We start from the raw sequence: 13,626 nt of genomic DNA on the forward strand, positions 1-13,626 counted from the left end.
CGCCACGGCCATTGTGCACGCCGTCCGGAGCCCCGAGCCGGACGTAGGCTGGCGGTCGTGTCCCGATCGAAGCGCCACGACGTCGCGCTCCTCACGCTCATCACGAGCGCGATGGGCGCCGGACCGCTCTTCAACTTCGGGCTCGCCGCGACGAGCGCCCTCGTCATCACGACCTTCGGCATCTCCTCGGCCGCGTTCGGCGCGATCCTCACGGTCGTGTTCGCCTCTGCCGCCGTCGCGAGCATCGCGTTCGGCTGGCTCGCCGACCGGCTCTCCCTGCGGGTGCAGTTCGTGATCCTCTTCGGCGGCGCGGCGCTCGCGCTCGTCGTATCGGGGTTCGCTCCCGACTACACCTTCCTCCTCGCGACCGCCGTGCTCGCGGGACTCTCGCAGGCCATGTCGAACCCGACGACGAACCGCACGATCCGCACCCTCGCGACCCCCGAGCAGCGCACCGGCTGGATCGGCGTCAAGCAGTCCGGCGTGCAGGCGAGCCAGCTCGTCGCGGGCATCCTCTTCCCGCCGCTCGCGCTCGTGTTCGGATGGCACGGCGCCGCGCTGTGCGTCTCGCTGCTGTGCGTCGGGCTGCTCGTCGCCACGTTCCTCGTCATCCCGGCGGCGAAGGACGAGCCGCCGACGATCGTGCCGCTGCGGACGGGCGAGGTGCGCGTCGGCGAACTCGAACGGGCACCGTGGGGCGTCATCGTGCTCCTCAGTGCGGTGTCGTTCCTCTCCGGTTTCGGCGTGCAGGCGACGAACGCCTACCTCGCGCTGTTCGCCGTGCACGACTTCGGGTACGGCCTCGTGCTCGGCGGGGCGCTCGTCGCGACGAGCGGTCTCATCGGCGTCGCGAGCCGCGTGTGGTGGGGGCGACGGCTCGCGCGCGGTGCGCGAGCGGGTGCCCTGCTCATGCTGCTCTCGACGGGAGCGATCTGTGCCGCCGCGCTCCTCCTCCTCGCGGGGCTCCTGCACGCCTCCGTCCTGTTGTGGATCGCCGTCGCGCTCCACGGCATCTCGGTGCTCGGCGCGAACGTCGTCGTCAACGCGACCGTCATGGCGCTCGTCGGTCCCGGCCGACTCGGACGCGCCACCGGTGTGACGGCGAGCGGCATGTACGCGGGGTTCGCGACGGGCCCGTTCGTCGTCGGGGCGCTCGTCGACTCCACGGCGGGATTCACGGGCGGCTGGCTCGCCGTCGGCGCCGCCTACGTCCTGTGCCTCGCGGCCTCCGCGATCGTGCTGCGGGCGACGCGGGACCTCACCTGACGCGCAGGCGCAGGCCACGCGGCGTCGCCGAGAATCCCGCCTCCTGCAGCCACGTCCCGAGGTCGTGGCCCAGCACGAACTCGCCGTCGGCCTTCTCGATCACGAAGTTCGGGATGCGCGCCCGCCCGACCGTCTCGGCGAGCGACGCCGCGGCGGCGCGGAGCACGTCGTCGTCCCGCTCGAACGTCAGCAGTGTCTTCCCGCCGCGTTCCACGTAGAGCACGAGCGCGCCGTCGACGATCGTCACGAGCCCGCCCGCGCGTCGCGCCGGCCGATGGCGCGTGCCGTCGCTCTCGGGTGGTTCGGGCCACGCGAGCGCCGCGCCGAACGGGGTCGCCGGGTCGGTCGATGCGAGCGTCACGGCCTCCAGCGCGCGCCGCTCGTCGCCGGGCTCGCGCGTGAACGTGCGCAGCCGGTCGACCGCGCCGGCCGTCGAGAACTGGGCCGCGCCGAGGCGCTCGACGAAATACCCGCGTCGCGCGCGTCCGGACTCCTCGAAGCGCGAGAGCACGCGATAGGCGAGCGCGAACCCGCCCGGCAGCTCCTCGGCCATGACCGCGCCGCGCGTGACGACCCCGTACCGGTCGAGCAGCAGATCGCCCGCCGCGTGGGCGCGGGCGGTCGCGTCGTGCTCGCCCGTGGGGACGAGCGACCAGCGGCCCGACACGCGCGGTGGCCCCAGGCGGGACGGGGCCTGCTGCGCGGGTGTCCCGACGCGGCCCCGGTACAGGCGCCCGCGGGCGGCGCGGCTCGCGGTCCGGTGGGCCGACTTCGACGCCGTCCCGGCACCACCGCTCAGGAGCGCGCGCAACGGTGCGAGCGTGTCGTTCGTCAGGCGCCCCTGCCACACGAGCTCCCAGATCGCGTCGGCGAGCACGCCGTCGTCGCTGTGACCGAGCGCATCGGCGAGCTGCCGGAAGAACATCGCACCACCGCCCGCGAGGAGTTCGACGATGCGCTCACCCAGGGCGTCCGGCTCGCCCTCCGGCTCGGCGGGGAGCGTGAGCGGCGCCGTGTCGGACAGGTGCAGGCTCACCCATCCGTCGCCGCCCGCGATCGAGCCGTGCCCGCGCCACACGAGCTCGCCCGAGGCGGTCAACTCGTCGAGCAGGACGGGCGAGTAGTCCGTGACCCGCGCGGGCAGCACGAGGCTCTCCCACGCCGATGCCGGGACGGGTACACCGGCAAGCTGGTCGACGACCGTCACGACGCCGTCGACGCCCCGCAGCGTGCCGCCGACGTGCTGCCAGGTGGGAAGGAAGCGCGCGTAGGCGGACTGTTCGACGGGCTCGATCTCACTGCGCAGTGCCGCGAGCGAGCGGGCGCGGATGCGGCGCAGCACCTCGGCGTCGACCCACTCGGTGCCCGTCCCGTCGGGACGGAACTCGCCCTGCACGACGCGGCGCGCGAGTTCGAGCCGCGTGAGGGTCTCGCGCACGACCGCACGGCCGAGCGCGAGGCGATCGGCCGCGGCATCGATCGTGAAGGGCCCGTGCGTGCGCGCATAGCGGGAGACGAGATCGCCGACGGGGTCGGCGACGGGCTCGACGAAGGCGACGGGCACGCCGATCGGCAGCGCGACGCCGACCGCGTCGCGCAGCCGGGACGCGTCCTCGATCGCGGCGAACCGCCACTCGCCCCCGATGCGCACCCGCAGGGCGCGGCGCGCCGACACGAGGTCCTGCGCGATCGACTCGGCGCGCGCCAGGTGCTCGGCCGACGGGGGCTGCGGTGTCGCTGCAGCGGAGCGTGCCGAGGCGGGTTCCGGTCCGGCATCGTCCGCGAGAACGGTGTGGTCCGCATCGATCGTGTCGGTGTCGGTGTCGGTGTGCGTGTCGGTGTCGGGCTCGTGGGACTCCGCGTGCGGGCACTCCGCCGCCGCGTTCTCGGTGCTGGGGGCCTCCGCGTCCGGGTCCTCGAGCCGTGCCGCGATCTCGTTCGCGGAGAGTGGGCCGATGACGCGCAGCAGGTCGGCGACCCCCTCGAGGTCGCGCGCCTGACGACCCGGTGCGAGTCGCTGGAGTTCGAGCTCGACGCGCGCGATGACGTCCGCATCGAGCAGCTCGCGCAGCTCGACGCGTCCGAGCAGATCCGCGAGCAGCGCCGGGTCGAGCGCGAGGGCCGCGGCCCGCCGCTCCGCGAGCGGCGAGTCGCCCTCGTACATGAACGCGCCGACGTACCCGAACAGGATCGTGCGCGCGAACGGCGAGGCCTGCTCGGTCTGCACGTCGACGATGCGCACCTCGCGCCGCGCGATGCGGCTGGTGAGGCGCTGCAGCGCGTCGAGGTCGTACACGTCGTGCAACACCTCGCGCACCGTCTCGAGGATGATCGGGAACGTCGGGTGCGTGCGCGCGACGTCGAGCAATTGCGCCGCCTTCTGCCGCTGCTGCCACAGCGGTGAACGCTTGCCCGGGTGGAGTCGGGGCAGGAGCAGGGCCCGCGCCGCGGCCTCGCGAAAACGCGAGGCGAACAGCGCCGAGCCGCCGACCTCGCGCGACACGATCGCCTCGACCTCGTCGGGCTCGAACACGAACAGCTCCGCGCCGGGCGGCTCCGCATCGCCCTCGGGAATGCGCACGACGATGCCGTCGTCGTTCGCGACCGCGGCACCGTCGAGCCCGAAGCGCTCGTTCACGCGTGCCGAGACCATGAGCGCCCACGGCGCGTGCACGGGCGTGCCGTACGGCGAGTGCAGCACGAGCCGCCAATCGCCGAGTTCGTCGCGGAACCGCTCGACGACGAGGGTCGTGTCGCTCGGCACCTGGCCCGTCGCGTCGCGCTGCTCGCGGACGTATTCGACGAGGTTCCCGGCGGCCCGGTCGTCCGTGATCGCGGCGAGGTCGTCCGGAAGGAAGCCGACCCGTGGATCGCGTCCGTCGTCGCGCGACGGCGGGCCGCCCTGCCCGGCGGCCTGGATCGCGCGATCGATGCCGCGCGTGATCGCGCCGATCGCCTCACCGAGCTCGGCGGGCCGGCCGAGCGCGTCGCCCACCCAGAACGGCAGCCGGCCGGGCTCGCCGAACGCGGGTGTCACGAGCACGCGATCGTGCGTGATCTCGGCGATGCGCCAGCTCGTCGTCCCGAGCGCGAACACGTCGCCCACACGCGACTCGTAGACCATCTCCTCGTCGAGCTCGCCCACGCGCATGCCACCGCGGCGTGCCGCGGGCGTCGAGGCGCCCTCGTCGGTGACGCCCGGCGCGTCGCCGTCGCTCGAGGCGAGCAGGAAGACGCCGAACAGGCCACGATCGGGGATCGTGCCCCCCGAGGTCACGGCGAGGCGCTGCGCGCCCTGCCGCCCCTGGAGCACGCCGCGGTCGCGGTCCCACACGATGCGCGGCCGCAGCTCCGAGAACTGGTCGGACGGGTAGCGGCCGGCGAGCAGGTCGAGGGTCGCGTCGAACACGGGCCGCGAGAGCGAGGCGAACGGCGCCGAGCGGCGCACGAGATCGAACCACTCCTCGACGTCGAGTTCATCCACCGAGGCCGCCGCGACCGTCTGCTGCGCGAGCACGTCGAGCGGATTCGCGATGATCGACATGCGCTCGATGCGGCCCGCGACCATGCGGGCCGCGGCGACCGAGGAGTGCAGGACGTCGGCGCGGTGCTTGGGGTAGAACACGCCCTCCGACACGACGCCGACCTGGTGGCCGGCGCGCCCGACGCGCTGCAGCCCGGACGACACCGACGGCGGCGACTCGACCTGGATGACGAGCTCGACGTCACCCATGTCGATGCCGAGCTCGAGGCTCGACGTCGCGACGACACAGCGCAGGCGGCCCGACTTGAGCGCCTCCTCCACCTCGGCGCGCGCCTCCTTCGAGACCGAGCCGTGGTGGGCCCGGGCGAGCACGGGGTCGGCGCCGCCGGACTGCCCGGAGCCGCCGATGAGCATCGCCGGGGGGTGCCGGGGCGTCGGACGGTCGGGGTCGCGCGGCGCGGGGCGCCCGGGCCCGAACCCCGCGGACCAGTTGACGGGGCCGCCGAGCGGTGCGTCCCCGGCGTCGTCGATCGTGATCGGCGGGTCGGCAGTCGGGACGTCGGTCGTGAACGGGGCGGCGGCGGGGTCGCTCGTCCCGTGCTCGCCGCGTCCAGCCCGCGCGTTCTCGTCCTCGACCTCGTCCTCGACGACGGTGAGGTCGCCGAGGTCCTCGGCAGCTTGCAGCCGTTCCTCGTAGATCTCGTTCAGCCGTGCCGTGAGGCGTTCGGCGAGCCGGCGGGAGTTGACGAACACGATCGTCGAGCGGTGGTCGAGCACGCGGTCGACGATCGATTCCTCGATGTGCGGCCAGATCGACCCGGCGGGGGTGTCGTCCGGGTCGCGAAGCGATTGCGCCGCCGAACCGAAGACGGGATCGTCGTCGTCGCTCGGGCCGCCGCGCCTCGGCGTCGCCGAGCCGATGTCGCTCAGGTCGTCGACCGGCACCTCGACGAGCAGGTCGAATCGCTTCTCGCTCCCGGGCGCGACGATCTCGACGGGCGCATCACCCGCGAGGAAGCGGGCGATCTCGTCGAGCGGCCGCACCGTCGCCGAGAGGCCGATGCGCTGCGCTGGACGCTCGAGCAGCGCGTCGAGCCGTTCGAGCGTCAACGCGAGGTGCGAGCCGCGTTTCGTCGACGCGACCGCGTGTACCTCGTCGAGGATGACGGTCGCGACCTCGCTGAGCGTCGAGCGCGCCTGCGAGGTGAGCATGAGGTAGAGCGACTCGGGGGTGGTGATGAGGATGTCGGGCGGCTCGCGCAACAGCGCCCGGCGGTCGCTCGCCGACGTGTCGCCGGAGCGGACACCGACCGTCACGGCCGGCGCGTCGACGCCCATGCGGCGGGCCGTCTGCGTGATGCCGACGAGGGGGGAGCGGAGGTTGCGTTCGACGTCGACGCCGAGCGCCTTGAGTGGGGAGAGGTAGACGACGCTCGTCGCGCGGTGTCGCTTCGAGGGCCCCACGTCACGGGGGATGGGCGGGATGAGTGCGCCGTCGTCCTCGGCGGCGGCGAGCCGGTCGATGGCCCAGAGGAACGCCGCGAGGGTCTTGCCCGAGCCGGTCGGCGCGACGACGAGGGTGTGGTTGCCGGCCGAGATCGCGTTCCACGCACCGCGCTGCACCGCCGTCGGGCGGTCGAACGCACCGCGGAACCACTCGCGGGTCGCGGGCGCGAACCGCTCGAGGCCGTCGCCCTCGGGGCTCACGCCGCTCGTCGTCTCGTCGGATTCGTGCACCGTCTCAGCCAACCACAGCCCACCGACACGGAGCCGACGTCGCCGTGACCCGTGTGCCTGCGCCCGCGGATGCCGGGCCCGTGACCGTGTATCCGGCAGCGTGGGACGTGGCCCGCCTCGTGCTCCGGCCGCGGGACGCGGGTGATCGGCCGCGGGGGCCACGGCCGTGATTGTCGTCGGCGTCGCGGGGTGGTCGTTCGAGGGCTGGGGGCGTTGGCGTCGCGGGCGTCGGCCTCGCGGTCGATCGTGTGGAGCGGCCGTCGACGGTGTCGCCGGATGCTCGTTCGAGGCGACTGGGGGCGTGGTGATTCGGGGGCCGGAGCAGTGAGCGGGGCAGCGGTCGTCGGCGTCGCGGGGTGGGCGTTCGAGGGCCGGAGCAGTGAGCAGAACGTCCGTCGTCGGCGTCGTGGGGCGAGCCACGGGGCGCGCCCAGCACCGCTCCAGCGGGGGACGGCAGCATGGAGGCGACGTCCGGCCCCGGCACCCGGCCGCAGGGGTCTGGTGCCGGAGTCCATCGAAGGAGCACGCATGTCGAACAACCGCCTCGTCCGCCCCCGCCACGGCCGCATCATCGCGGGTGTCTGCCTCGGTATCGCGGAGCGCTTCAACCTGTCGCCGGGGCTCGTGCGGGTGCTCGCGGTGCTGTCGTTCCTGCTGCCCGGCCCGCAGATCCTCGTCTACATCGTGCTCTGGTTCCTGATGCCCTCGGAGTAGCCCCCTTGGTTCCGATCCCCTCACGGGGATGACTGCCCCCGCTCCTGCCCGGCTCTCGAAGTAGCAGCCCTCGTTCCTGCCCGCCTCTCGGGGTGGCTGCTGCGGATCTCGGCTCCCTCCGAAACCCCGAACCTCTTCCGCGTCCTCGTCGCGCCGAAAAAGCCGGGTTGTTGCTACCGGGCCCGGGGCCCGGTAGCAACAACCCGGCTTTTTCGAGCCGCCTCGCAGCCCGTCGAGCAGGCGACGCTTTCGCCTCGGTCGGCCGGGCGGATCCGGCTCCCCGCGGTGTTGAATCCAGCCGGGTGGATCCGGCTCGGTGCGGTGTTGAATGCGGCCGGGTGGATCCGGCTCGGTGCGGTGTTGAATGCGGCCGGGTGGATCCGGCTCGGTGCGGTGTTGAATGCGGCCGGGCGGATCCGGCTCGGTGCGGCGTTGAATGCGGCCGGGCGGATCCGGCTCGGTGCGGCGTCGAATCCAGCCGGGTTGTTGCTTCTCGGCCCGGGGCCCGGTAGCAACAACCCGGCTGGATTCGAGTTGCGATCGTGTCGGCGGCCGATGGCGGTGCCGGCTCGGAGTCCGCGCCGGACTCCGCGGCGCTCAGGTCGCCGGGCTCGGGCGGGTGCCGATGCGGGGGACCGCGTCGAACAGCTCGACCGTGTAGGGGTGTCGCGGCCGATCGAAGACCTCGTCGACCGGCCCCGTCTCGACGATCCGCCCGTCCTTCATGACCGCGATGCGATGGGTCAGGTGCTGCACGACACCCAGGTCGTGGGAGATGAACAGCATCGCGAGTCCCACCCGGGCCTGCAGCTCGACCAGCAGATCGAGCACCTGCGCCTGCGTCAGCACGTCGAGCGCCGAGACCGGTTCGTCGGCGACGAGGAGCTCGGGATCGCTCGCGAGCGCCTGCGCGATCGACACGCGCTGGCGCTGCCCACCCGACAGTCGACCCGGCCGCTCGCCGAGCAGATCCCCGTCGAGGTCGACGAGCCCGAGCAGGCGCACGGCCTCCGCGCGTCGTTCGGCCGCCGCACGTCGCGGCCCGAGCCGAAGCGGCTGATCGATCAACTGCCCGACGGTCAGGCGCGGATCGAAGCTGCCGAGCGGGTCCTGCGAGATGACCTGCACGCGTCGGCGCAACGGCCGTCGACGTCGCTCCGGGAGCGCGCTCCACGGGGCACCGAACAGCTCGACGGAGCCGGCATCGAGTCGCTGGAGGCCGAGGACGGCACGCCCGAGCGTGCTCTTTCCCGAACCGGATTCGCCCACGACCCCGAGCGTCTCGCCCGGCGCGATCCGGATGCTCACCCCGTCGAGCGCGCGGCGCCGCGAGCCGCGCGGGCCAGGGAAGACGACGGTGGCGTCGTCGACGACGAGGAGCGGCGCGAGATCGCCAGTCGTGCCGGACGGCTTCGCGAGCGCCGCGGGAGCGGTGGTGTCGCCGCCCGAAGCGTCGGCCGCGCCATCTGAAGATCCGGCGTTCGCGCGCGCCGATGCGACTGAGCCCTTCCGAGTGTCCGACGCCTCCGGCGCACCCGCCGTTGCCGGTGCCTCCGCAGGCGCATCCGCCGTGGCCGGTGCGACCGACCCCTCTCCTCCGGTCGACCTCGTCGGTGTCTGCGCGGAAGCCGGCGCGCCCGACTCGCCGGGTACGTCCGTCGGCCGGGGGACGTTCGGCCCCTCCGCCGCGTCGATCTCCGCCGCGTCGATCTCCGCCGCGTCGATCTCCGCCGCGTCGATCTCTGCCGAGTCGATCTCCGCAGCGTCGATCTCATCCGGCGCGACCGACAACCGCCGGCCGCGATTGTGCTCGGACGGGATCGCCGCGAGCAGCCGACGCGTGTAGGCGTCGCTCGGATTCGCGAGCACGTCCTCGACGGTGCCGGACTCCCCGACCCGTCCGTTCTGCATCACGAGCACGCGTGACGCGAACTGCGCGACGACCGCGAGGTCGTGGGTGATGAGCAGTACGCCGCGCCCCTCGGCCGCGAGCCCGCGGAGCAGTTCGAGCACGTGGCGCTGCACCGTGACGTCGAGCGCCGTCGTCGGCTCGTCGGCGACGAGCAGGCGCGGGTCGTTCACGATCGCCGAGGCGATGAGTGCGCGCTGGCGCAGACCACCCGACAGCTGGTGCGCGTACTGCCGTGAACGGACCTCCGGATCGACGATGCCCGCGCGGCGCAGTGCCGCCTCGACGCGGTCGCGGCGGTCGTTCGCGGGGAGTCGTCCGAGTGCCTCGCCGACCTCGTCACCGATGCGGCGGAGCGGGTCGAGGGACGTGAGCGCGTCCTGCAGCACGAACCCCACCCGCCGTCCGCGGACGGACCGCCACGCGCCCTCGTCGAGAGCGAGGACGTGTTCGCCCTCGAGGTCGAGGCGGTCCGCGGTCACGACGGCGCCGCTCCCCGCGAGCCCGATGAGCGAGCGGGCCGTGACCGACTTGCCGGAGCCCGAGCGCCCGACGATCGCGACGATCTCACCGGGGTGCACGTCGAACGAGACGTCGTCGACGACCAGCCGGTCGCTGCGCTCGGGGAACGTGACGGTCAGGCCGCGCACCGACACGACGGGTGCCTGCTCGTGCGCCTCGGCGCTCGTGCGCTCGTCGGCGGGAACAGCGGTCGGGTCGGCCTGCCGGTGCCCGTCCGTCACCTTCGTCGCGGCGGCCTCGGCCGTCGCTGCCGTCGCTGTCGTCGAGCTCGTCGTTCGCGTGCTCATGCGCCCGTTCCCTTCGTGAGTCGTGCCTGGAGCGAGCGTCCGAGCACGGTGATCGAGACGACCGACAGCGCGATCGCCGTCGCGGGGAACACACTCGCCCACGGCGCCGTGCTCAGGTAACTGCGGCCCTCGGAGAGGAGCGCGCCCCACTCGGGCGTCGGCGGTGCGACGCCGAGCCCGAGGAAGCTGAGGCCCGAGGCGGACAGGATCGACGTGCCGACGCCGATCGTCGCGAGCACGACGATCGGCCGCGCGATGTTCGGGAGCACGCGGCTCGCGACGACCCGCAGCGGGGACTCGCCGAGCACCTTCGCCTGCTCCGCGTACCCGGAGAGCCGCGCGCTCAGCACCTGGGAGCGTACGAGACGGGCATAGCCCGCGGCCCCCGCGAGGCCGACGGCGATGAGCGTGTTGACGGGGCCGCGCCCCAGCACGGCGATGATGAGCAGCGCGAGCAGCAGTTCGGGGAACGCGAGCAGGATGTCCACGCCGCGCTGCACGAGCCGGTCGAGCCCGAACGGCAGGTACACGGACAGCAGTCCGAGGAGCGTGCCGATCAGGAGCGACAGCAGTGCCGCGCCGACGCCGATGAGCAGCGAGTAGCGTGCGCCGTGGACGACGCGCGAGGCGACGTCGCGCCCGAGGTGGTCGGTGCCGAACGGGTGTGCCGCGCTCGGCGGCTGGAACACGGAGCCGAGGACCGCCTCCTCCGGGTCGAGGTGCGTGAACAGTCCGGGCACGAGTGCCGCGGCGATGACGGCCGCGACGACGATCCCGGCGAGGATCGTCCCGACGGGGACGTTCCCGCGCAGACGCTTCGCGCGCGGAACGGCGAGCAGCGTGTCGGCGGCGCTCATGCGGGCACCCCGTCCCGGATGCGCGGATCGATGAGCGCGTAGCCGAGGTCGATCACGAGGTTGATGAGGGAGTAGAGCAGCGCCGAGAGGACGACGAGCCCGAGGATGAGCGGCATGTCGCGCGAGGAGATGCCGAGCAGCGTGATCTGCCCGATGCCGGGCCGCCCGAACACCGTCTCCGTGAGGATCGATCCCGTGAGGACGCCGCCGAGCATCGTGCCCGCGATCGTCGACACCGCGAGTAGCGAGTGGCGCAGCGCGTGCCGCACGCGCAGGCCGATCTCGCCGACGCCGCGCGAGCGCACGGTGAGCGCGAACGGCTGGTCGAGCGCGTGCTCGATGCCGTCGCGCATGACCTGCGAGATGATCGCCGCGAGCGGGAGCGAGAGGGCGAGCGCGGGCAGCACGAGCGACCCCGGCCCGTCCGCACCGACGACGGGGAACCAGCCCAGCCAGAAGCTGAACACGAGCAGCAGGATGATGCCGATCCAGTAGACGGGCGTGCTGAGCAGCACGAGCTCGGTGCCGGACGCGAGGAACCGGACGCCGGGCCGTGCCCCCGAAGTGAGGAGCGCCGTCACGGTCGCGATGAGGATCGCGAGCACGAAGCCCGTGAGCGCGAGCTGCAGGGTCGGCACGATCGCCTCCCCGATCACCTCGACCACGGGGGAGCGGAACGCGTAGCTCTCGCCGATGTCGCCCGTGAACGCGCGCCCGAGATAGCGCAGGTACTGCACGATGAGCGGCTGGTCGAGCCCGTACGCGGCCGTCACGACCGCACGCTGCTCCGCGTCGACGATGTTCTCGCCGCCCGAGATGATCGCGACGGGGTCGCCCGGGATCGACTTCACGGCGATGAACGTGATCGTCGCGGCGCCCCACAGCACGAGCACGAGCTCGAGCAGTCGGCGACCGACCTGGCGCAGCACGACACCGGCGGGGGACCGGCGGCGCGCGTCGTCGGACGACGCCGTCGCCTTCCCCGTCCCCGCGGTCGGCCCGTCGGGTGACGGTCCCGGGGCCGCGGCCGTCCGTCGGGGGTCACCCGTCGTGGCGCCCGCGGCGCTCGCGGTGGGATCACCCGCCCTGGCGTCCGCACCGATATCGTGCTGCGTCATATCAGCTCCCGTTCGTCAGCCAGGCGTTGTAGAACAGCGGCTTGGCGTTCGTCGCCCACGCGAGCCCCTGCAGCTCGGACGTGTGCGCGACCTGGTAGTTCGGCACGTACAGCGGCACCGAGTACGCCTGGTCGATGACCTCGCGCTGCACCTGCGTGTACAGCTCGGCGCGGCGCTCCGGCGTCGCACCGACGGCCTCGTCGAGGAGCGGGTCGAGCGTCGTGACGCGCGAACCGTTGCCCGTGCCGACGCTCGCCGAGCCGTACACGGTGCGCAGGATGTCGGCCTCGGCACGCACGAAGAAGTACGCGATCGCGTCGTAGTCACCGGCCTCCGTGCGGGCCGACTGCGTGCCCGCGTCGACCGAGTCGAGCACGAGGTCGATGCCGATCTTGCGGTACTCCGACTGCAGCGCCTGCAGCAGGTTCGCGTTCGTTTGCCCCGTGTAGCCCTCGTCGTAGCTGAGGGTCACGGTGAGCGGCGAGCCGTTCTTCGTGCGGATGCCGTCCGCGTTGCGCTCGGTCCAGCCGGCCTCGTCGAGCAGCGTGTTCGCGCGGTCGGGCTGGTTCTTCCACGAACCGTCGGCGTCGGCGTCCGCGAACTCGGTGTGCGAGCTGAGCGGGCCGGTCGCGGTCTCGACCGTGCCGAAGAGCGTGGCCTCGATGGCCGCGTCGATGTCGACGCCCGTCTGGAACGCCTGGCGCACCTTCACGTCGTCGAACGGTGCCCGCGTCGTGTTGAGCTGCAGCGAGTAGGGCACGCCGGGGTTCTGGTACACGTCGACCGTGATCTTCTCGTTCGAGCCGAGCGTCGCGGCGTCGGCGGGCGGCACGGAGTCGATCGCCTGCACCTGGCCGCTCTGGAGCGCGCCGAGGCGCGTCGACGACTCGGGCAGGTAGCGGTACTCGATGCCGTCGAGGTGCGCCGGGCCCGTGTGGGCGAGGTGACCGGGGCCCCAGTTGTAGTCGTCACGCTTCGTGAGCTTCGAGCCCTGTCCCGGCGCGAACGATTCGAGCGTGAAGGGGCCGGAGCCGACCGCGTTCGTGCTGAGGTCGCCGCCGCTCGTGAGGAACGCGGGCGACTGGATGCCGAGGTAGGAGAGGCTGAGCCCCTGCAGGAGCGGGGCGAACGACTCGTCGTAGCGGATGACGACCGTCGTCGCGTCGGGCGCCTCGACGGCGGCGACGGGGCCGAGGAGCGAGCGCGCGTACGTCGAGTTGTTGGCGGGGTCGAGGACGAAGTCGAAGTTCTGCTTGACCGCGGCCGCGTCGAGCTTCTCGCCGTCCGAGAAGGTGACGTCGTCGCGCAGCGTGAACGTGTACTCGGTGTTCGCCTCGTTCACGTCCCACTCGGTCGCGAGCCACGGGTGGATCGAATTGTCGACGTCCTGCGACACGAGCGAGTCGACGACGTCGCGCGTGATCGTCGCGGTCACCGAGCTGCCGGTCAGGTGCGGGTTGATGATGTTCGTGTCGTTGCCGAGGGCGACCTGCAGGACGCCTCCCTCGACGGGCTGGCCGGCGGCCGCGTCCTCGCCTGTGGCCGTGCCGCTCGCGCAACCGGTGAGGGCGACGAGTGCGGCGAGCGCGAGCGCGGAGAACGCGACGGGGCGGGGCGGACGGTGTGATCGCCGGGCGCGATCGTGGAGCGAGGTCACCGGGACTGGCCTTTCGTTGGACGGACATCGGCGGCGACGGTCCGCGTCCCGGATCACGCCGTGCGGCTGTCGACC

At 72.9% G+C, this 13,626-nt stretch carries 7 protein-coding genes; 2 read left to right on the forward strand and 5 right to left on the reverse strand.

Annotated elements, in window-relative coordinates:
• Positions 1 to 57 precede the first annotated feature (57 nt).
• Positions 58 to 1,266: an MFS transporter gene (locus tag HNR16_RS00805; RefSeq protein ID WP_158039122.1), complete on the forward strand. Its 1,209-nt coding sequence runs from the start codon at positions 58 to 60 to the stop codon at positions 1,264 to 1,266.
• On the opposite strand, the gene HNR16_RS00810 is transcribed toward HNR16_RS00805, so the two are convergent.
• Positions 1,259 to 6,487 carry an Lhr family ATP-dependent helicase gene (locus HNR16_RS00810; RefSeq protein WP_225737728.1) on the reverse strand — a complete coding sequence of 1,743 codons (5,229 nt, stop codon included), beginning with the start codon at positions 6,485 to 6,487 and terminating at the stop codon, positions 1,259 to 1,261. The genes HNR16_RS00805 and HNR16_RS00810 overlap by 8 nt on opposite strands.
• A 528-nt stretch (positions 6,488 to 7,015) precedes the next feature.
• Between HNR16_RS00810 and HNR16_RS00815 the strand changes: the two genes are divergently transcribed.
• Positions 7,016 to 7,201 (forward strand): PspC domain-containing protein, encoded by a 186-nt coding sequence (locus HNR16_RS00815; protein ID WP_158039123.1) that lies wholly within the window; start codon positions 7,016 to 7,018, stop codon positions 7,199 to 7,201.
• 597 nt (positions 7,202 to 7,798) lie between these two features.
• On the opposite strand, the gene nikE is transcribed toward HNR16_RS00815, so the two are convergent.
• Genes nikE through HNR16_RS00835 form a run of 4 tightly spaced genes read right to left on the reverse strand, consistent with a single transcriptional unit; the run spans position 7,799 to position 13,551 of the window.
• Positions 7,799 to 9,919 (reverse strand): ABC transporter ATP-binding protein, encoded by a 2,121-nt coding sequence (gene nikE, locus HNR16_RS19100; RefSeq protein ID WP_158039125.1) that lies wholly within the window; start codon positions 9,917 to 9,919, stop codon positions 7,799 to 7,801.
• Positions 9,916 to 10,776: an ABC transporter permease gene (locus HNR16_RS00825; RefSeq protein WP_158039126.1), complete on the reverse strand. Its 861-nt coding sequence runs from the start codon at positions 10,774 to 10,776 to the stop codon at positions 9,916 to 9,918. The genes nikE and HNR16_RS00825 overlap by 4 nt, the downstream gene beginning before the upstream one ends.
• Positions 10,773 to 11,894, reverse strand: a complete 1,122-nt coding sequence (locus tag HNR16_RS00830; RefSeq protein WP_179558035.1) for an ABC transporter permease — start codon at positions 11,892 to 11,894, stop codon at positions 10,773 to 10,775. The genes HNR16_RS00825 and HNR16_RS00830 overlap by 4 nt, the downstream gene beginning before the upstream one ends.
• Before the next feature lies 1 nt (position 11,895).
• Entirely contained in the window at positions 11,896 to 13,551 is a 1,656-nt protein-coding gene (locus HNR16_RS00835; RefSeq protein WP_158039127.1) for an ABC transporter substrate-binding protein, read from the reverse strand.
• Positions 13,552 to 13,626: the final 75 nt, after the last annotated feature.

The organism is Pseudoclavibacter chungangensis, from assembly GCF_013410545.1.
In the GTDB taxonomy this organism is placed as follows: domain Bacteria; phylum Actinomycetota; class Actinomycetes; order Actinomycetales; family Microbacteriaceae; genus Pseudoclavibacter; species Pseudoclavibacter chungangensis.